The sequence below is a fragment of the Allorhizobium sp. GW101-3B10 genome, assembly GCF_059424725.1.
This window is the reverse complement of the sequence record NZ_JBWKZR010000001.1, coordinates 1,332,476-1,349,354: the sequence shown is the minus strand read 5'-3', so window position 1 is coordinate 1,349,354 and position 16,879 is coordinate 1,332,476. Positions and strand designations below refer to the sequence as shown.

Below are 16,879 nucleotides of genomic sequence, written 5' to 3'. Positions count from 1 at the left end.
ATCGTCACCTGCTGTTCGAAATAGGACGGCCTCCTCCCGGCCGCTTTGGATCGGGGGCTTATAGACCCTTATATTTGCCTTGCAAAGCCGAACTTGAAGGGCCACCGGCAACGATTCTGCCGGGGCGGCGAAAAAGACACCCCGCGCTCTGCCCTCGGACCAGATCAGCCGCCCCCTGTTGGCCCAAATCCTCGGACTTGCATTTACATGGACGTAAACGTAAGATTTTTCGTCGTTGGGCGTGGGAGATGGAGGAGTTCAGCCATGCAGGACCGGACCGCCGTCGCGCGCGAAGACATCACATTTGCCGCGAAAGACAGCTTTCCACTCACTGGCACCCTGTTTCGCGGGCATGGCGACGGCCCCCTCGCCCTGATTTCATCCGCCGCCGCCGTACCGCGCGGCATCTACGCGCGCTTCGCCGAACACCTAGTGGCCGAACGCGGCTTCCGTGCGGCGCTGACCTATGACTACCGCGGTGTCGCGGGCTCCCGCATTCCCCGCAGCTGGAAGGAACGGCCGAGCATGGCCGACTGGGCGGAAAAGGACATGGCGGCGGCGGTCGATCGTCTGGAAAGCGTCGCGCCGGGTCATGTCATGGTCGGCGTCGGCCAGTCTTTCGGCGGCCAGGGGCTCGGGCTCTGCGGCCGCGCCAACCGCTTCGACCGCTATCTCATGGTCGCTGTTATGTCCGGCCATTGGGCCTACACCGCCGAGCCCTACAAGGTTTTTGCCTCGATGAACCTCGTTGGCGTTCCCCTCGCTTTGCTGACCGGCCGCGTTCCGGGCTGGATCGGGCTCGGGCAGACCCTGCCCGGCACCGTCTTCCGCCAATGGGCGCGTTGGGGCCGCTCGCCGGACTATTTCTTCGCCGACGCCAAGATGGATGCCGCCCGGCGCTTCGCCGAAGTGCGCACACCCATCCTGTCGATCGGCGTCGAAGACGACGTGTGGGGCACGCCGAAGGCCCAGGAGGCCATCCTCAAGGCCTACGTGAACGCGCCCGTCGAGCGGATGCGCGTTTCGCCGGCGGTGGCCGGCCAGCCGATCGGCCATCTCGGTTTCTTCCGGCCGGCCTTCCGCGACAGCCTGTGGAAACCGGCCGTAGACTGGCTGAGCGACGTTCCCTCTTCATCGTCGGCGATCGCGTCCTGAAACCGGCGGCCCGCATTTCAACCGATTAATGCGACAGATTCTCCCCTTTCGTCCGCGTGGTGATGGAGGCTGGTGTTCATCGAAAAATTGTCATACTCTAACCTTCGGATGCGAGCTGACCGCTTGCGTCAGGAAGTTTGTTTAGACAAGCTTCGCGCCAGTCTCGACCGCTACAGCGGGGTTGGGCAGATATTGTACCTGCCTTCGGGGACGGCGTGGGCTGCTCCCGCGTATCAGTAACGATCATGAGGATCTGTGCTATGGCGTATGATTGGAGTGGTGTTCGTACCAGGCGTATGCGGCGGCTGAAATTTGCAATCGCCTCCTGTCTCGGGCTGATGGTGCTGGCGGCACCGGTTCTGGCCTTCACCTGAAAAGATTTTTCGCACTCGACGGAACCCGCGCGGCGTTCCGGCGTTTGAGCATCGTCAGACCGGCAAGACTACGCTTGTCCGAAGTTCCTTCCGCACGAATTGCCCCGTCATCGACGGGGCATTTTTCGTTCTGAGCCAAGCGTTCCATCGGCGGATGCCAGCTCGCCCCACCTACACCCGCTCGCCGTTCCGGATCCGATAGCTCGGGCTGTACATCGTCACAAGTTCCTCTGCCGCGGTCGGATGCACGGCCATCGTCCGGTCGAAGTCGTCCTTGGTGCAGCCGGCCTTCAGCGTGATGCCGAGGATCTGCGCCATCTCGCCGGCATCGTGACCGAGGATGTGCGCGCCAACGACCTTGCGGTCGGCGGCATTGACGATCAGCTTCATGATGGTCCTCTCGCTGCGCCCGGAAAGCGTCGCCTTCATCGGCCGGAACTGGGCGCGGTAGACCTCCAGGTCGCCGAAACGCTTGGCCGCGTCCTCTTCCGACAGACCGACTGTCCCGATCTCCGGCTGCGAGAACACCGCCGTGGCGATCATGTCGTGGTCCGGAGAGGTCGGATTGTTCTTGTACTCGGTCTCGATGAAGCACATCGCCTCGTGGATCGCCACCGGCGTCAGCTGGACGCGGTCGGTGACGTCGCCGAGTGCAAAGATGCTCGGCACATTGGTGCGCGAGTACTTGTCGACGATGATCGCGCCGCGCTCGTTGGTCTCGATCCCTGCTGCCTCGAGGCCGAGCCCCTTGGTATAGGGATCGCGGCCGAGCGCGAGCATGACCTGGTCGGCAACCAGTTCGCCGCTGTTCTTCGTCGCCGCCACCAGGCGGCCATCGGGACCCTTGCTCACCTGTTCGATGATGTCGTGGCACAGGATGCGGATACCCTTGGCCTCCATCGCCTCATGCAGGCCGCGCCGCATGTCGTGGTCGAAGCGGCTCAGGATCTCCGCGCCGCGATAGATCAGGGTCGTCTCGACGCCGAGACCGTGGAAGATGTTGGCGAACTCGACGGCGATATAGCCGCCGCCGGCGATCACGATCGCACGCGGCAGTTCCTTCAGGTCGAAGGCTTCGTCGGAGGAGATGCAAAGCTCGTGGCCCGGCAGCGCCGCATGCGGATTGGGCGCGCCGCCGACGGCGATGATGATCTTTTCCGCGGTGACGATCTTGCCGGACTTCAGCAGGCGCACGCTGTTCGAGCCGGCCAGTTCGGCGCGCGTCTCGATGATCTCGGCGCCGGCATTGTCCAGCCCCTTGCGGTAGAGACCCTCGAGCCGGGCGATCTCCCTGTCCTTCGCCGCAACCAGCGTCGGCCAGTCGAAACGGGTCTCGCCGACGGTCCATCCATAGCCTGCCGCATCCTCGAAATGCTCGTGGAACTGCGACGCATAGACGAGCAGCTTCTTCGGCACGCAGCCACGGATGACGCAGGTGCCGCCGAAGCGGTATTCCTCGGCGATCGCGACCTTCTTGCCGAGCGATGCGGCCACACGCGCACTGCGCACCCCGCCGGAGCCGCCACCGATCACGAACAGATCATAGTCAAAATCGGACATGGCGTATCTCCCTGCAAATCATCGGTACGGATGGTGGCCCTGATATAGGATGCGGTGTCACCAAAATAAAAGCCCGGAACGTGTCCGGGCTTTGCATTTCTCAAGAAGCGGCTGAGCTCAGGGCTTGGGGGCCGCAGGCGTGGCACCGACTTCCTTGAGCATGGCTTCGTTGGCCTGCTTTTCCAGGTCGCGGGCGACGCCGGCGGTCCAGATGTCGGCGGCTTTCATCAGCTCGCGCATGGCGATCGGGCCGTCCTTGAGCAGTTTCTTGCCGGCTTCGCTGGTGTAGAAGGCCGTCATGGCATTGAGCTCTTCGACGGTGAATGCCTTGGCATAGACCAGGGCCGCCTCGCGCTCGAGGTCGCCGCGGCGCGGTGCGAGCTTCAGGGCCTCGGCATCGACGGTTGCCGAAATCTTGTCCTCGAGGTTCGGATAGGCCTGAATGAGCTGGGTCTTCAGACGATCCGAAATGTTCGGCAGGATGTTGTCGAGGCGGTCGGTCGCGCCGAGCGCGGTGACTGCGGCACGCGCCGCCTGGACGTGTTCAGCCGAGATTTCCTGCGCCTGGGCGGAAAAACCCATGAAGAGGCCGCCGGCAATGACGGTGACAGAAGCGAAACGCCCCAAACCCGAAAATTTGACCATGAAATCCATTGCTCCTGTTTAGTTCTTTGCGTCCATGACCCGCGCACCCGCCGGTCCGGCGATGATGGCAAGCGAGGCCAGATTGATGAATAGCCCGTGCTCGACCACACCGGGGATGGTGTTGAGCGCCATGGCCAAGGCCTCTGCATCAGGAATGCGGCCAAATGATGCGTCGAGAATGAGGTGGCCGCCGTCTGTGGTGAAGAGCCCGTCGCCGGAAGCGCGCAATTTGAGTTCGCCGGTCAGACCGAGGCGCTCGGCCGTCTTTTCCACCGCGATCCGCGTCGAAGCCTGGCCGAAGGGATTGATTTCGATCGGCAGCGGAAAGCGACCGAGGACATCGACGACCTTGCTTTCGTCGGCAATGACGATCATGCGTTCGGAGGCCGCCGCCACGATCTTCTCGCGCAGCAGGGCGCCGCCGCCACCCTTGATCAGCCGAAGCTGCGCGTCGACTTCGTCGGCGCCGTCGATGGTGAGATCCAGTTGCGGAAGCTCGTCGAGCGACTTCAACGGCACGCCGAGTTCCAGGCACAGCCGCGCCGTGCGTTCCGAAGTCGGCACGCCCTCGACCTTCAGGCCACCGGCCACCTTTTCCGCCAGAAGCCGGACAAACTCCTCCGCGGTAGAACCGGTGCCGATGCCGAGACGCATTCCGTCTTCGACATGCTCCAAAGCCGCAGCCGCAGCCTTTATCTTCATCTCGCGGGCGTCCATGCGCCAAAAGCTCCTGTCCGTTTCGTCGTCAGCTGTTTACACGCCTCGCCGGGCAAACGAAAGCCCCTTTCCGATAGCGCCGTATCGGTTGCCTTTTGTCGGTATTTCGCCTACCCGGCTAGTGTATTCCCGCGTTCCATCAGCCAGAGACGGAGCCTGCCCTTGAAAGCCCCCACGATCGTCTTCGACCTTGACGGCACGCTCGTCGATACCGCCCCGGACCTTGTCTCCAGCCTGAACCATACGATCGCCGTCGCCGGCCTGTCGCCGGTCGGCTACGGGGACCTGACCCATCTGGTCGGCCACGGCGCCCGCGCCATGATCGCACGCGCCTTCGCGCTGCGCGGCGTGCCGCTTGCCGAGGAGGAGCTCCAGCCCCTGCTCGACCGCTTCATCGATCACTACACGGCGGGCATGCCTGGCGAGAGCCAGCCCTATCCGGGTCTCGTCGATGCGCTCGGGCGCTTGCGGGAGGCCGGCTTCCGGCTCGCCGTCTGCACCAACAAGATGGAGGGACTGGCGGTCCCGCTGATCGAGAAGCTGGGCCTCACCCATCATTTTGCGGCGATTGCCGGCGGAGACACCTTTGCCGTGCGCAAGCCCGATCCGGGCCATCTCACGGCAACGATCGAGCGGGCCGGCGGTGATCCCGGCCAAGCCGTCATGGTCGGCGACAGCATCAACGACATCCTGGCCGCCAGGAACGCCGGCATCCCGTCCGTCGTCGTGCCCTTCGGCTATTCCGATCGTCCGGTCGAGGAACTCGGCGCCGACCGGCTGATCCGCCATTTCGACGAACTGACGCCGTCGCTGCTGTCGGAGCTGATCGGGCGGGCCTGACACCCGCCCTCAAACATCAGCCGCGCGGCGCCCGTGCGTCGCTGGTCGCCTTGAAGGCCTTGCGGGTCGAATCGTCGCGGCCGTAGACGTCGTCGAAATAATCGACCCCGCCGTCCTTGTTCGGCCAGGCGGTGAAGTAGGCCACGTAGACCGGGATCTTCTGCGGCACCTGCACCGCCCGGTTCTGACCCGACGCGATCTGCTTGGCGATCTCGGCCGTCGTCGTGCCCATTACAGCTGCCGCCATCACCCGCGGCTCGGCCAGGCGCACGCAGCCATGGCTGAGTGCGCGCATGTCGCGCTGGAAGAAGCTCTTCGACGGCGTGTCGTGCATGTAGATCGAGTGCGTGTTCGGGAACAGGATCTTCAACTCGCCGAGCGCGTTGTCGCTGCCCGGAGGCTGGCGGACATCGACGCTGTGAGTGGTGTTCCAGTCGACCTGGCTCGACGAGACCTTGCGACCGCCATAGCTCACCTCATAGCCGAGCCGGTCCAGATAGCTGGGATCGGCCCGAAGCTTGGGGAGCATTTCGTTGACGATGATCGACTTCGGGACGCCCCAATAGGGGTTGAACTCGACCGTCTCGATCTGGTCCTGGAAGAAATAGGTCTGGTTCGACTTAGACCCGACGACCACCCGCATGGCCAATTGCTCGCGGCCATCGTTGACATAATAGGCCGTGAAGGCCGGCTGGTTGATGAAGACGTAGCGTTGGCCCAGATCGTCCGGCAGCCAGCGCAGCTGTTCCATGGCAATGACGAGCTTGTCGATCTTCTCGGCATTGCTGTGGCCGGTCAGCTGACGGATGGTCGCGCGGCCGACGACGCCGTCGGGCTTCAGGCCCCTTTCCTTCTGGAAGGCCTCGACCACGGCCACCAGCTCGGGCGTGTATTCCGGTGCACCGGTATAGGCGGACAGCACCGCCGCGTGGGTCGCCTTGAGTTCCTCCGAGCCTTCGGTTCGGATCGCCGCCAGGATGTTGGCGAGTTCCGGATTGCTCTGGCCGGGCTTCAGCAGGGTGCCGGGTGCGATCTCGACCCGGGCGCCCGCCTGGCTGTCGGCCGCACGCAGGCGCGCCAGCTCCGCCTTCATTGCCTGGAACTGCGCATTGTCCGGATCGCGCGAACGCAGATAGGCGGCAACATCCGGGCTCAGCCGCAGCATGTTGAGGACGGGCTTCAGGTTGACCGCCTTGCGCTTGAAGTCGTGATAGCCGGAGATCTTATTCGGATCGATCCGGCCGCGCGCCGTGTCGGTGGCGTAGGTCAGGAGCTTGGCGGAGAGCGCCACTTCGAACCTTGCAAGCTCGCGGGCAAGCTTGTCCGGGTCGGCCGGATCGGCGGCCTCTGCCGGCAGTGCGACTGCGTAATCATCCGGTGCAAGTCCGGCTTCGCCAGCCTGGCTCAGGCCCTGCATGGCCTGGCGCGCCCGATCGGTGATCCCCGCATCGGTGACCCAGATCAGCGGCTTGTTGTCCTTGTAGTAGGTTTCCACGGCTGCGGCGATTTCGTCCGGTGCGCGTACGCCGGTCTCGGCGAGAAAGCGGCGCACCTGCGGCTGGTCGCTGGCAACGGCCGGGCTTGTCGTATTGACATCCGGGGCGGCCGGAACCGTCGGCGCCTTGATCGCGACAGGACGCGTAGCCTCTGCCTTGTAGGTGTAGTAGCGCGGACCGGCGACCTTCGGCAACGGCTCCGGATCGCCCATTTCCAGCCCACCCCGGGCCTGGGGCTCGAAGATCGTTCCCATGCCGGACCTCGGGCTGGATTTGCCCGGCCCGCCGCGCAGCAGATCGAGAAGCGTGGCCGCCTCAGCCGCCTGGGGAAAGGCATTGAGGCTCGTCATCGCAGCCAGCACTGCCGTCGCCGCGATCTTCTTGTACTTTGTCATTCTCGCACTCGTTCCAGATCTGTCGTCGCGAAGCGGCGCCCGGGGCCGCCGCCGTTCATGGTGCGGATCACTAGCCCAAAGGCATATCATTGAAAAGTTGCCGACGCTTCGGCGCCGAAGCCAACCGGTTTCAAATTTGCGTGAGTCCGCGGATGCCGGCACGCCGGCACTCAAGCCGACTTTAATGAAAATACTCGTTAAATTTTCCTTTACCGGCCGACAAAAGGTTGCGCACAGGCAAATGCGAGCGAGATCGGCCGCACGATTTTACCCGGCCGCGTGCCATATATGACACGTCGCACGACCACTCGATCGCCCGTTCCCCGCTCAGGCGGGAAAATAACGCCGCGTGCCATTGGCCACGGCCACGAGCACCAGCATGGCGGGCACTTCGACGAGAACGCCGACGACGGTCGCCAGGGCGGCGCCGGAATTGAGGCCGAAGAGGCTGATGGCGACAGCAACCGCCAGTTCGAAGAAGTTCGAGGTTCCGATCAGCGCGGCCGGCGCCGCCACATTGTGCGGCAGCCGCCAGAGATAAGCCCAGCCATAGGCAATGACGAAGATCAGCGCGTTCTGCAGCAGCAAAGGTATGGCGATGAGCACGATGACCAAGGGCGAAGAGACGATCGTCTCGGCCTGGAAGCCGAACAGCAGCACGACGGTCGCCAGCAGCCCAACGATCGAGAACGGCTTCAACTGCGCAATAAAGCGGGCAATGGCCTCACCGTCATGCCGTGCGTCGAGCCGGCGACGTGTCAGATAGCCCGCGGCGAGCGGAATGACCACGTAGAGGATGACGGAGAGCAGCAGCGTCGTCCACGGCACCGTCACGTCGGTGACACCGAGCAGGAAGGCGGCGATCGGGGCGAAGGCGACGACCATGACCAGATCGTTGATCGAGACCTGCACGAGCGTGTAATTCGCATCGCCGCGCACCAGCTGGCTCCAGACGAAGACCATGGCCGTGCACGGCGCGACACCGAGCAGGATCATGCCGGCGATGTATTCCTTGGCATCCTCCGGGGAGACGAGGTCCGCGAAGACATACTGGAAGAACAGCACGCCGAGGATCGCCATGGTGAAAGGCTTGATCAGCCAGTTGACCACCAGCGTCACGCACAGCCCCTTGGGCTTGCGGCCGACATCCTTCAGCGAGTCGAAGTCGATGCTCACCATCATCGGGTAGATCATCACCCAGATCAGCACCGCGACGACCAGATTGACGCTGGCATATTCGATCGCCGCCACCGCCTGGAACAGGCTGGAAAAGGACAAGCCGAGGCCGACGCCGGCCGCGATGCACAGCGCTACCCACAGCGACAGATAGCGCTCGAAGAATCCGAGCGGAGACGGAGACGAAGTCGAGGACATGAGCAAACGCCGATCGTTGAAGTAAGGGTGCGCCAGCGCGCCTTTAGGATTTGCCGATGTCGCTGATCCGCTTCTGCAGCGCGAGCCGGTCAAGGCTTGCGATCGGCAGGTTGACGAAGATGGAGATGCGGTTGTTCAGCATGCGGTAGGTGTCGGCAAAGGCCAGCGCCTTTTCCGTGTTGGTGCCCTCGACGGCCGCCGGGTCGGGTACGCCCCAATGGGCGGTCATCGGCTGGCCGGGCCAGACCGGGCAGGATTCGGCGGCAGCCGAATCGCAGACCGTGAAGACGAAATCCATCTGCGGCGCGCCGGGCACGGCAAACTCGTCCCAGCTCTTCGAGCGCAGGCCGGAGACATCGTGGTTCGCCCGCTTCAGCAGGTCGATCGCCATCGGGTGGACCTCGCCCTTCGGATGGGATCCGGCGGAATAGGCGGTGAAGCGTCCCCGCCCCTCGCGGTTGAGGCAGGCTTCGGCGAGGATCGAGCGGGCGGAATTGCCCGTACACAGGAACAGCACGTTGAAATGATCTTGGGTCATCGGAGGGACCTTCAGCAGCGACAGGTGATTTCTTCAAGTATCGGCCGGCACAGCTCGGGCGAACCGCCGCAGCAGTCCTCGAGCAGGAAGGCCATGAGTGCGCGCATCGCCTCGAGATCGGCGCGATAGCGGATATGCCGGCCCTCACGCTCGCTGCTCACCAGGCCGGCATTGGCCAGCACGGTCAGGTTGGCCGAGAGCGTGTTGGCGCGAAAGTTGAGCGCGACGGCAATGTCGCCGGCGTTGAGGCCGTCCGGCGCGTGGCGCACCAGCAAGCGGAAGATCGCCAGCCGTCCGTCATGGCCGAGCGCCGAAAGCGCGTCGAGAGTCTGTTTCGTATCCATATTTCCAGAAATCATGAATTATCGAAGTTTACAAGAGGCCGCACCGCGAAAATTTAACATGAATTTCGCACTCAAAAATTCAGCCGGCCATTGCACCGAACCCGACGAAGACTAATTATCCCGTCACGAAACTGTTCGAGAGCAAGGCCAGCACAATGAGCAATACCCGTACCGAATCCGACACCTTCGGCCCGATCGACGTCGCCGCCGACCGCTATTGGGGCGCCCAGGCGGAGCGCTCGCGCGGCAATTTCAAGATCGGCTGGGAAAAGCAGCCCCTCTCCGTCGTGCGTGCGCTCGGCATCGTCAAGCAGGCGGCGGCGCGCGCCAACATGGCGCTCGGCGGGCTCGATCCCAGCCTCGGCGAGGTCATCGTCAAGGCGGCGCAGGAGGTGATCGACGGCAAGCTCGACGACCATTTCCCGCTCGTCGTCTGGCAGACCGGTTCCGGCACCCAGTCCAACATGAACGCCAACGAGGTGATCTCCAACCGGGCGATCGAGATGCTCGGCGGCGTGATGGGCTCGAAAAAGCCGGTTCACCCCAACGACCACGTCAACATGAGCCAGTCGTCGAACGATACCTATCCGACGGCCATGCACATCGCCTGCGCCGAACAGATCGTCCGCCACCTGATTCCCGATCTGAAGCACCTCCACGAAGCCCTTGATGCCAAGGCGAAATCCTTCGCTCATATCATCAAGATCGGCCGCACCCATACGCAGGACGCGACGCCTCTGACGCTCGGCCAGGAATTCTCCGGCTACGCTGCCCAGGTCGCCTCGGCGATCAAGCGGGTCGAGCTGACGCTGCCGGGTCTCTACGAACTGGCCCAAGGCGGCACCGCCGTCGGCACCGGGCTCAACGCGCCGGTCGGCTTTGCCGAAAAGGTGGCGGAAGAGATCGCCGGGATCACCGGCCTGCCCTTCGTCACCGCGCCGAACAAGTTCGAGGCGCTCGCCGCCCACGACGCCATGGTCTTTGCCCACGGTGCGATCAACGCCGCCGCTGCCGCCCTGTTCAAGATCGCCAATGACATCCGCTTCCTCGGCTCCGGCCCGCGCGCAGGGTTGGGCGAACTGTCGCTGCCGGAAAACGAGCCGGGTTCGTCGATCATGCCGGGCAAGGTCAACCCGACGCAGTCCGAGGCGCTGACCCAGGTCTGCGCCCATATCTTCGGCAACAATGCCGCCATCACCTTCGCCGGCAGCCAGGGGCACTTCGAACTCAACGTCTACAATCCGATGATGGCCTACAACTTCCTCCAGTCGGTGCAACTGCTCGGCGATGCGGCCCGCTCGTTCACCGACAATTGCGTCGTCGGCATCGAGGCGCGCGAGGACAACATCCGCAAGGGCGTGGAGAACTCGCTGATGCTGGTCACGGCGCTGAACACCCGTCTCGGCTACGACACCTGCGCCAAGATCGCCAAGACCGCCCACAAGAACGGCACGACGCTGCGCCAGGAAACGGTCGGCGGCGGCTATCTCAGCAATGAGGAGTTCGACGAACTGGTGCGGCCGGAGTTGATGATCGGGCCGAAGTGACAACGCTATGGCGGCCGCTGCAAGCTTCCACATGCATACGCACGGGGAATTCCGCTTTCCTTCGTAATCCGCTAATGTGGCGCACATGCTGCAACCCGCCAAACAACCACTGACGGTCTATCTCGATCCGGACGTCGTCGCCCGGGTCGAGGCGCTGGTCGGCGCGGGACGTTACGACAATGCCAGCCAACTGGTGCAAGAGGCGCTGGCCATGTGGCAGTCGGCCTTCAATCAGCGGGAATTCGAACTGGAACTCAAGAAGGCCTATGAGCGTGGCATCGCCCTGAGGGGCCGCGACAATGTCCATGCCGCGGACTTCCTGCGCACATTGGGCGATCGCGCCTGAGCGGGATGGCCCCATACGGCCTCCCTCTTTAGAATCATTGAAATTTAACGTCCGCCGCCTTACACCACCGCCATCCGACAACCTGCCTCCGAAAGGCTTTTGACTGATGGCTGACGCTCTCTTTCCCCTCGGCGAAGACACCACCCCCTACCGCAAGATTTCCTCCGACTACGTATCCGTCGACAGCTTCAAGGGCCAGGACGTCCTGTCCGTCGATCCGGAGGGCCTGCGCCTGCTCGCCGAGACGGCCTTTGCCGACATCAACCATCTGCTGCGTCCGGGCCATCTGAAACAGCTCGCCTCGATCCTTTCGGACCCCGAGGCGACCGACAATGACCGCTTCGTGGCCTATGACCTGCTGAAGAACGCCAACATTGCCGCAGGCGGCGTGCTGCCCATGTGCCAGGACACCGGGACGGCCATCATCATGGCCAAGAAGGGCCGCCGCGTCTGGACCGAGGGCGGCGACGAGGTGGCGCTCGCCAAGGGCGTGATGGATGCCTACGAGCGCAAGAATTTGCGCTACTCGCAGCTGGCGCCGCTGAAGATGTTCGAGGAAAAGAACACCAGGACCAACCTGCCGGCCCAGATCGACATCTACGAGGAAGGCGAGGACGCCTACAAGTTCCTGTTCATGGCCAAGGGCGGCGGCTCGGCCAACAAGACCTATCTCTACCAGGGCACGCCCTCGCTTCTCACCCACGACCGGATGATCGAGTTCCTGAAGGACAAGATCCTGTCGCTCGGCACGGCGGCCTGTCCGCCCTACCATCTGGCGATCGTCATCGGCGGCCTGTCGGCCGAGATGAACCTGAAGACGGTCAAGCTCGCCTCGGCCCGCTATCTCGACAGCCTGCCGACCGAAGGCTCGGAATCGGGCCACGCCTTCCGCGATCTTGAGATGGAGCAGGAAATCCACAAGCTGACCCAGTCGCTCGGCGTCGGCGCGCAGTTCGGCGGCAAGTATTTCTGCCATGACGTGCGCGTCATCCGCCTGCCCCGCCACGGCGCCTCGCTGCCGATCGGCCTTGGCGTCTCCTGTTCCGCCGACCGCCAGGCGCTCGGCAAGATCACCAAGGACGGCATCTATATCGAACAGCTGGAAACCGATCCGTCGAAATACATGCCGGAGATCGACGAGGCAGCGCTGTCCTCCGCCGTCGTCAAGATCGACCTCAACCAGCCGATGAGCGCCATCCTCGCCGAGCTGACCAAACATCCGGTCAAGACGCGCCTGTCGCTGACCGGCACGATCATCGTCGCCCGCGACCTTGCCCATTCCAAGATCCGCGAGCGGCTGGAAAAGGGCGAAGGCATGCCGGACTATCTGAAGAACCACCCGGTCTACTATGCGGGCCCGGCCAAGACCCCGGCCGGCTATGCCTCCGGCTCTTTCGGCCCGACGACCGCCGGCCGCATGGACAGTTACGTCGACCAGTTCCAGTCCTTCGACGGCTCGATGGTGATGCTCGCCAAGGGCAACCGTTCGCGCGCCGTGCGCGAGGCCTGCAAGAAGCACGGCGGCTTCTATCTCGGCTCGATCGGCGGTCCCGCCGCGCGCCTTGCCCAGGACTGCATCAAGAAGGTCGAGGTTCTCGAATATCCGGAACTCGGCATGGAAGCGGTGTGGAAGATCGAAGTCGTCGACTTCCCGGCCTTCATCGTCACCGACGACAAGGGCAACGACTTCTTCCAGGAATTCAACCTCGGCTGAGCCGGACAGCAAAAAAGTAAACGTCGGGGGCGGCATGGAAGAGCCGCCCCCTTTTTTACGCGGGACGTTTCGTCTGCAATTTCAGCGTGTTGCGAAACATCGGTGCAAGCACTGCAAAATATCGCCGACTATTTCAGGGGTGTCCGGCATTAAATATTTCCAAACAATTTTCGTCTAACTATTGGAAAGGATCGTGGATCCGAGAGATGAATGGAGTTCGCCGATGAACACGGCAACGACGCCGAAGGCGCAGATTCCCGACATAGCGGCGCAGATCACCTATGCCATGCGCACGATGGGCGTCGCCCCCATTCCGCGGAACTATGAACTCTTCTACGAAGCCTATATCGGTTCCAATCCGACCCTGACGAAGGAGCTTGCCGCGCTCGGCAGCAAGGCCACCCAGGAGGAGCTGGACGAACTCGGCCAGCAATATTTCGGCAATCACCAGAGCCGGGTGATCGAGAATGTCCATTCCAAGATCATCACCGAACTCGACGGGCTGCTGCGGCTGCTGAAACAGGAACAGACATCGCTCGAGAGCTACAACAAGCTGCTCGGCGAAACCTATACCCGCATCAGTTCGAAGAACAACACCAGCGCCGACATCCTGCGCAGCGCCATCACCCTCCTGTCGGACGCGACCGGCGACACCATGGCCCACGGCTCCCAGACGGTCGAGCAGGTCAGCCAGAAGTCCCAGGAGATGGACCAGGTCCGCAAGGAACTGGACGAATACAAGCGCATCGCCAACACCGACTCGCTGACCCGCATCGCCAACCGCCGCGCCTTCGACGAGCGCCTGGCATCGATCTACAATGCGACGACGAGCGCGCCGCTGACCGCCCTGGTTCTGGCCGACATCGACAATTTCAAGAAGATCAACGATACGTATGGCCATCCCGTCGGCGACAAGATCCTCGCCACCGTGGCCACGGTGATCCGCGGCAACGTCCGAAAGGATTGTTTTGTCGCCCGGACCGGCGGCGAGGAGTTTGCCGTCATCATCGAGGGCAATACCGCCGAAGAGGTCAACCAGATGTGCGAGCGCGTCCGAACCTCGCTCGAGGCGACGCCCTTCAAGAACTCGCGCACCGGCGTCAACTACGGCCCGATCACCCTTTCGCTCGGCTTCTGCATGGCCGGCGACGCCGAGGATCCCGGCGAACTCTACGCCAAGTCGGACATCGCCCTCTACTGCGCCAAGAATGCCGGCCGCAACCGCACGAAGATCTTCGAGGACGGCATGAAGAAGGACTTCACCAAGAGCTGGCTGATCTACAAACGGTAGCTCGTCGGAGCACTTACGGACAAGCCGAAACGCCGCCGGCCTTGGCAATTGCGATCAATTCGGGCCGGTATTCGAAGTGCATCGTGTCGTAGTGATACCACCGCCCGCCCCAGATGAAACCATGGCGCTCGAAGACGTCGATGATCGCCATCGGGAACTTGTTGGCATAGTTCGGCACCTTGCCGGGCTTGCCGCCGGACCAGATCCAGTAGTCGGCGAACTTGGTATTGATGTCGATCGCCGCGCCGAAACTGTGGACCGACATGTTGGAGGCGTTCGCCACCTTGCGCCAGTTGAACGTGCCGGCCGAAGGCGCGAGGTATTTCTTCAGCTCGGGTTTTGACTTGAGTTCGTCACGGACCTTTTCCAGCGCCGCCGCCGCACCCTGCCTCTTCGTCACCCGGAGGCTCTCGCCGAACCAGGCCACCTTGACCAGCGAGCGCTCCACCTCCCTGGCCGACGCGCCGTAGAGCCGCATCATCAAGGGATCACTGCGGATGCGGCCGGGATCGAAATTGACCGCCGGCTTGGTTTCGCACGGCCCGACCGGATAATCCTGCGAAAGGCTGTCCTCGACGTCGCCCTTTTCGAGCTTGGTGAAATGGTCCTTGGCCTTGCCGTCGTCGATCAGAAGGGGCTCAGCCCCGTCTCGAAAGGTCAGGCGACCATCCTCGATGCCGGCGATCGTCTCGGGATAGGCCGCCACGAGCAGCCTCAGCTTCTCGTCCAGCCCGAGGTCGGCGGCCGCTGCCGCAGAACCGGCCAGAGCAAAGCCCAGGCACATCAGTGCAAATGACCCGACACGCTTCATCCGCTCCCCCTTGCTGGCTGTCACAGCCCCGCGGCCAAAGGGTCGCACGGGCGGCCGGCCCTGACAATGCGTCATGCCGCCGCCGAGAGAGGGAGCTGAGCCGACGCCTTTCTCACCACATGGTCTTGGCGGCCCGCTCCGGCCATTGGCGATCATAGGTTTCCTTGTCGAAATCGGTCTGCGCCGCCTTCAGCAGATCGCCGGGCGTCGGCAGGGTCTTCGGGTCGACAAAACTCTCAGGATTCCACAGATCGGCCCGCATGATCGCCCGGGCGCACTGGAAATACACTTCGTCGATGGTCACCAGCACCACGCTGCGCGGGTGCTTGCCGTCCATCTCGAAGCTGTCGAGCAGGTCGGCACCCACCGAGACGACGGCCTGGCCGTTGACACGGATCGCCGTGTTCGAGCCGGGAATGAGGAACATCAGCGCGACGCGCGGATCGCGCACGATGTTCATCAGCGAATCGATCCGGTTGTTGCCGCGCCAGTCGGGAATGGCGAGCGTCTTTTCATCTTCCACCCGCACGACCGCGCCGCGATCGCCGCGCGGCGAGCAGTCGAGCCCTTCGGGACCGACGGTCGCCAGCGCCATGAAGGGCGATGCCTCGATCATGCGGCGATACTCGGCGGTAAGCGCCGGCGTGACCTTGACGAGCGAGGCCTCCGACACGCCCTGATAGATTTCCCTGAGCGCTTCGGGGGTGCGGATGATCGTCATGGCCTCTCCTTCCAGGTCTGTCGCAATGGGGCGCGGCACGCGGCCGCCGGCCCCGTCTACGACTGGACCGTATCAGAAGGATGACGCCGCACGCAGCCTCGTCGTCTCACCGATCTCACCGGAAGAGCCGTCTCCAAGAAGAAAATCCGAGACAGCGGCAATCACCCCCGGCGCGCTGACGATGCGGCGATGCCCCTGCCCGTTCGCCCAGTGATGGCGGATGTGATCGGCAACGCCGAGATAGCGACGGGCCTGGTCGGCGCTGACCTCCTTGTCGTCCTCGGCATGCACCACCAGCAGGGGCTTGCCGAGCCGAAGCGCGATTGGCACGCCGTCCAGCGCCTCGACGGGACAGCCGACCCGCCGCTCGGTTCTGGCAATGAGCGCCCGGCCGGTCGCAGCTGTGAGGCCGACCATCCGCGCAAAGCCGGTAAACACATCGTCGATCCGCGACGGTGCACCGATCACGACCAGACGGTGCGCCTTGATGGCCGGGATGCCGGGAAAACTGCCGCCCGCCGCCGCCATCAGGGCCGCGCCGCCGAAGGAGTGGCCGACGGCGGCATCGAAGGGTCCGAAGCGCTCCTGCACCCTGGCCATGGCTTCCGCGGCCAGGCGCATGTCGAGGCTCCGGCCATAGGAGCGGCCATGTCCCGGCAGGTCGAGCACGAAGACTTCCGCGCCCGCTTCCCGCAGGCCCATGGCCAGATCGGCCAGATATTCGGCCCGCGAGCCCCAGCCGTGCACGACGAGCACCCGCGGCGCAGAACAGTTCGGCGAGCCGATCCTGTGGACGCCGACCCGGGCCCCGGCAGGTCCGAGCCGCAGCTTCTCGGCGAGTGCCAGCGTGCGCGCGCCCTCGGCAAAAGCCGCCTTCGCCTTGGCCTCCCGCGGCCGCTTCGGCGGCGTGCGGCAGAAAAGGGCAAGGGCGGCACGACTTGCAAGCTCCGGAGAGACGCGCCCGAGTGCGGAGAAACCGAATCGGGTGACCTTGATGGCAAAGGATGGCAT

16 protein-coding genes are annotated in these 16,879 nt (G+C 63.7%); 6 read left to right on the top strand and 10 right to left on the bottom strand.

Features of this window, described 5'->3' with window-relative positions; genetic code table 11:
- Positions 1 to 264: 264 nt before the first annotated feature.
- A complete protein-coding gene (locus tag AC07Y0_RS06440) occupies positions 265 to 1,155 on the top strand; it encodes an alpha/beta hydrolase family protein (protein ID WP_498675612.1) in 891 nt (296 codons plus the stop codon).
- Between the two features lie 545 nt (positions 1,156 to 1,700).
- Here AC07Y0_RS06440 and gor read toward each other — a convergent pair.
- The 3 genes from gor to rpiA form a co-directional block, all read right to left on the bottom strand.
- Positions 1,701 to 3,089, bottom strand: coding sequence for a glutathione-disulfide reductase (gene gor, locus AC07Y0_RS06435; protein WP_498675610.1), 1,389 nt, complete (start codon positions 3,087 to 3,089; stop codon positions 1,701 to 1,703).
- Positions 3,090 to 3,206: 117 nt separating this feature from the next.
- On the bottom strand, positions 3,207 to 3,734 hold the full coding sequence (locus AC07Y0_RS06430) for a DUF2059 domain-containing protein (RefSeq protein WP_498675607.1): 528 nt from the start codon (positions 3,732 to 3,734) through the stop codon (positions 3,207 to 3,209).
- Between the two features lie 18 nt (positions 3,735 to 3,752).
- Positions 3,753 to 4,451: a ribose-5-phosphate isomerase RpiA gene (gene rpiA / locus AC07Y0_RS06425; RefSeq protein ID WP_498675605.1), complete on the bottom strand. Its 699-nt coding sequence runs from the start codon at positions 4,449 to 4,451 to the stop codon at positions 3,753 to 3,755.
- A 156-nt stretch (positions 4,452 to 4,607) separates the two neighbouring features.
- Here rpiA and gph point away from each other — a divergent pair, with 156 nt between their 5' ends.
- Positions 4,608 to 5,291 (top strand): phosphoglycolate phosphatase, encoded by a 684-nt coding sequence (gph, locus tag AC07Y0_RS06420; RefSeq protein ID WP_498680184.1) that lies wholly within the window; start codon positions 4,608 to 4,610, stop codon positions 5,289 to 5,291.
- A gap of 16 nt (positions 5,292 to 5,307) precedes the next feature.
- Here the strand turns inward: gph and AC07Y0_RS06415 are convergent, their stop codons facing one another.
- The 4 genes from AC07Y0_RS06415 to AC07Y0_RS06400 form a co-directional block, all read right to left on the bottom strand.
- Positions 5,308 to 7,182: a L,D-transpeptidase family protein gene (locus AC07Y0_RS06415; RefSeq protein ID WP_498675602.1), complete on the bottom strand. Its 1,875-nt coding sequence runs from the start codon at positions 7,180 to 7,182 to the stop codon at positions 5,308 to 5,310.
- Positions 7,183 to 7,509: 327 nt separating this feature from the next.
- Entirely contained in the window at positions 7,510 to 8,556 is a 1,047-nt protein-coding gene (gene arsB, locus AC07Y0_RS06410; RefSeq protein WP_498675601.1) for an ACR3 family arsenite efflux transporter, read from the bottom strand.
- Between the two features lie 43 nt (positions 8,557 to 8,599).
- Positions 8,600 to 9,094 (bottom strand): arsenate reductase ArsC, encoded by a 495-nt coding sequence (locus AC07Y0_RS06405; RefSeq protein ID WP_498675599.1) that lies wholly within the window; start codon positions 9,092 to 9,094, stop codon positions 8,600 to 8,602.
- An 11-nt stretch (positions 9,095 to 9,105) separates the two neighbouring features.
- Positions 9,106 to 9,438: an ArsR/SmtB family transcription factor gene (locus AC07Y0_RS06400; protein WP_498675597.1), complete on the bottom strand. Its 333-nt coding sequence runs from the start codon at positions 9,436 to 9,438 to the stop codon at positions 9,106 to 9,108.
- A gap of 155 nt (positions 9,439 to 9,593) precedes the next feature.
- Between AC07Y0_RS06400 and fumC the strand changes: the two genes are divergently transcribed.
- The 4 genes from fumC (at position 9,594) to AC07Y0_RS06380 (ending at position 14,336) form a co-directional block, all read left to right on the top strand.
- Positions 9,594 to 10,985: a class II fumarate hydratase gene (gene fumC / locus AC07Y0_RS06395; RefSeq protein WP_498675596.1), complete on the top strand. Its 1,392-nt coding sequence runs from the start codon at positions 9,594 to 9,596 to the stop codon at positions 10,983 to 10,985.
- A gap of 85 nt (positions 10,986 to 11,070) precedes the next feature.
- Positions 11,071 to 11,331 (top strand): ribbon-helix-helix domain-containing protein, encoded by a 261-nt coding sequence (locus AC07Y0_RS06390; RefSeq protein ID WP_498675594.1) that lies wholly within the window; start codon positions 11,071 to 11,073, stop codon positions 11,329 to 11,331.
- Positions 11,332 to 11,437: 106 nt separating this feature from the next.
- Complete coding sequence (locus AC07Y0_RS06385; RefSeq protein WP_498675592.1) at positions 11,438 to 13,045, top strand: fumarate hydratase; 1,608 nt, start codon at positions 11,438 to 11,440, stop codon at positions 13,043 to 13,045.
- Between the two features lie 223 nt (positions 13,046 to 13,268).
- Positions 13,269 to 14,336, top strand: a complete 1,068-nt coding sequence (locus AC07Y0_RS06380; protein WP_498675590.1) for a GGDEF domain-containing protein — start codon at positions 13,269 to 13,271, stop codon at positions 14,334 to 14,336.
- A gap of 13 nt (positions 14,337 to 14,349) precedes the next feature.
- On the opposite strand, the gene AC07Y0_RS06375 is transcribed toward AC07Y0_RS06380, so the two are convergent.
- The 3 genes from AC07Y0_RS06375 to AC07Y0_RS06365 form a co-directional block, all read right to left on the bottom strand.
- A complete protein-coding gene (locus AC07Y0_RS06375) occupies positions 14,350 to 15,147 on the bottom strand; it encodes a M15 family metallopeptidase (RefSeq protein ID WP_498675588.1) in 798 nt (265 codons plus the stop codon).
- Positions 15,148 to 15,259: 112 nt separating this feature from the next.
- A complete protein-coding gene (locus AC07Y0_RS06370; protein ID WP_498675587.1) occupies positions 15,260 to 15,868 on the bottom strand; it encodes a pyridoxamine 5'-phosphate oxidase family protein in 609 nt (202 codons plus the stop codon).
- A gap of 72 nt (positions 15,869 to 15,940) precedes the next feature.
- Complete coding sequence (locus AC07Y0_RS06365; RefSeq protein ID WP_498675585.1) at positions 15,941 to 16,879, bottom strand: alpha/beta fold hydrolase; 939 nt, start codon at positions 16,877 to 16,879, stop codon at positions 15,941 to 15,943.

Excerpts from the sequence above, each read along its gene's own strand:
- AC07Y0_RS06430 (WP_498675607.1), bottom strand. The coding sequence starts at position 3,734 with ATGGTCAAATTTTCGGGTTTGGGGCGTTTCGCTTCTGTCACCGTCATT.
- AC07Y0_RS06390 (WP_498675594.1), top strand. The coding sequence starts at position 11,071 with ATGCTGCAACCCGCCAAACAACCACTGACGGTCTATCTCGATCCGGAC.
- AC07Y0_RS06380 (WP_498675590.1), top strand. The coding sequence starts at position 13,269 with ATGAACACGGCAACGACGCCGAAGGCGCAGATTCCCGACATAGCGGCG.
- rpiA (WP_498675605.1), bottom strand. The coding sequence starts at position 4,451 with ATGGACGCCCGCGAGATGAAGATAAAGGCTGCGGCTGCGGCTTTGGAG.
- gor (WP_498675610.1), bottom strand. The coding sequence starts at position 3,089 with ATGTCCGATTTTGACTATGATCTGTTCGTGATCGGTGGCGGCTCCGGC.
- AC07Y0_RS06415 (WP_498675602.1), bottom strand. The coding sequence starts at position 7,182 with ATGACAAAGTACAAGAAGATCGCGGCGACGGCAGTGCTGGCTGCGATG.
- AC07Y0_RS06440 (WP_498675612.1), top strand. The coding sequence starts at position 265 with ATGCAGGACCGGACCGCCGTCGCGCGCGAAGACATCACATTTGCCGCG.
- arsB (WP_498675601.1), bottom strand. The coding sequence starts at position 8,556 with ATGTCCTCGACTTCGTCTCCGTCTCCGCTCGGATTCTTCGAGCGCTAT.
- fumC (WP_498675596.1), top strand. The coding sequence starts at position 9,594 with ATGAGCAATACCCGTACCGAATCCGACACCTTCGGCCCGATCGACGTC.
- AC07Y0_RS06385 (WP_498675592.1), top strand. The coding sequence starts at position 11,438 with ATGGCTGACGCTCTCTTTCCCCTCGGCGAAGACACCACCCCCTACCGC.
- AC07Y0_RS06400 (WP_498675597.1), bottom strand. The coding sequence starts at position 9,438 with ATGGATACGAAACAGACTCTCGACGCGCTTTCGGCGCTCGGCCATGAC.
- AC07Y0_RS06365 (WP_498675585.1), bottom strand. The coding sequence starts at position 16,879 with ATGCCATCCTTTGCCATCAAGGTCACCCGATTCGGTTTCTCCGCACTC.
- AC07Y0_RS06405 (WP_498675599.1), bottom strand. The coding sequence starts at position 9,094 with ATGACCCAAGATCATTTCAACGTGCTGTTCCTGTGTACGGGCAATTCC.
- AC07Y0_RS06375 (WP_498675588.1), bottom strand. The coding sequence starts at position 15,147 with ATGAAGCGTGTCGGGTCATTTGCACTGATGTGCCTGGGCTTTGCTCTG.
- AC07Y0_RS06370 (WP_498675587.1), bottom strand. The coding sequence starts at position 15,868 with ATGACGATCATCCGCACCCCCGAAGCGCTCAGGGAAATCTATCAGGGC.